Here is a 1,535-nt window from a genome sequence, read left to right as displayed (position 1 = left end):
TGGACAATAGCATTCATAACAAACTCACTGGCAAAAGAAAAAACAAAGGATCTATAAGAATTAGGAGTGATCTGGCGAACTTAGCTGGTGCATCACCTTCGGCGGCGGATAGGGTTTTCCAGCAGAGGAAGACGGCGGACACAACACACCGGGAGCAACCAGTTTTTCATCGTCACGCTGGAAGTCATTCAGGAAAGTTTGGTCACAGGAGCGGTATCCAGCTGCGATAGCCTGAGTACGGGAGTAGTCGGTGAGCACAACCCCAAGAAAGGCCCCGCCAACAGCAACGATTAAGAACACGACCGAAAAGCTTTTAACCGAGCTCTTGACCCACCTTTGGCCCCAAGGGGTAAGAGCGAAATGGAGAACAGGAAGACAAAGCCCTGCAAGAACCCATTGAGTCTTTCCGCGCGGGACAATCAGAAGGTCCTGTGTCTGTCCGAATAAAAGAAAGATGTCAGAGAGGATGATCCAGCACAGAAAGATAACCAGACAATCCAAAAACAGCATTGCGACATGTGTCCGTTTGAGATCAGCAGCAAGCCAATTTGCGGATTTCTCAATGCGGTCAAAACACCAGTCAAACATCGCTACCTCCGGTAGATCTGGTTATACAGATCTGAACCGCCAAAGTGCCAAATGATCTCACGCTCTAGCCGATACAAAAAACTATTGCTGCGGCGTTCAAACTCTTCCACCTTCTGGCGCATGGAAACTTGTGCTTCACGAATGATCTGCCCTGTCTCCTGAATTCCATGGGCAATTGCCTTACCTGTCCAGTGCAGAGCTTGGCCAAGTTTTTCCCTGATACCAAACGCCTTGTCGAGTTCGGCTAAAGCAATACCAGCGATCATTCCAACAACGATCGTTCCTCCAGCAACTGCAAGGGCGGGAAGTGCGATCACAGTCAGTCCAGCCAACCAACCAGCCGCCAGCGTCCCTGCGGCCAAAGCCACGGTGCCAATAGCAACATCTGTAATGATGTTAGCAAACAGCTCATGATAGAGCTGCTCATCACTCATGATGAACTGCATAACATCGAGCACTACATAGCAGGTGATCATGATGACTGCGTTTGACCTGCCTGCTGATTTTAGTGCCTCCGGACCAATGCCAAAGGCAACGACTTTGGGGGACGTGGACAGATACCGTGTACCCTTCAAGGTCTCACGCAGGGCGGAGTATCCCTTAAACACCACGTACGTCTTGCCGTTCACTACCTTTGTGTAATAGCGCCCCTGCAGGCCGATTTCTTTTAAGAGTGTTTGACCACCCTTCATATCGCGTAGCAGCACTGGCAGGCTCGCCAAGTCCAGGGCACCGCCGGTTGTTGTTCCAAGGCTTTGATGGGCGTCCACTACGGCTTGCGCAAAGAGCTCCATATCCATCACCACAGCTTCTTCCTGGCGTGGATTGATCAGCTCTGCTGCCATACGTTGTTCCGCCAGCGGGTAGACCATCAGAATATCTCCTTGTGCGGCTGTTCCCCGGGCTTGACCATCAAGCGATGGCCGGGAAACTGATCCAGAAAGCCC

General features: G+C 51.3%; 2 protein-coding genes. Both read right to left on the bottom strand.

Translation table 11 applies throughout. The features are described from left to right. Positions 1-60: 60 nt before the first annotated feature. Positions 61-588 carry a hypothetical protein gene (locus tag PPL9_RS28935; RefSeq protein WP_057465971.1) on the bottom strand — a complete coding sequence of 176 codons (528 nt, stop codon included), beginning with the start codon at positions 586-588 and terminating at the stop codon, positions 61-63. Between the two features lie 2 nt (positions 589-590). After that, positions 591-1,535, bottom strand: a 945-nt coding sequence (locus PPL9_RS28930; RefSeq protein ID WP_057465970.1) for a hypothetical protein, incomplete at its 5' end; no start/stop codon positions are given.

The organism is Pseudovibrio sp. POLY-S9 (assembly GCF_001431305.1).
GTDB lineage: Bacteria > Pseudomonadota > Alphaproteobacteria > Rhizobiales > Stappiaceae > Pseudovibrio.
The sequence above is the reverse complement of the archived record's forward strand: the minus strand, read 5'-3'. Positions and strand labels throughout refer to the sequence as shown.

What these genes read in the sequence shown, in the direction of transcription:
- PPL9_RS28935 (WP_057465971.1), bottom strand. Translation starts at nt 588, where the DNA reads ATGTTTGACTGGTGTTTTGACCGCATTGAGAAATCCGCAAATTGGCTT.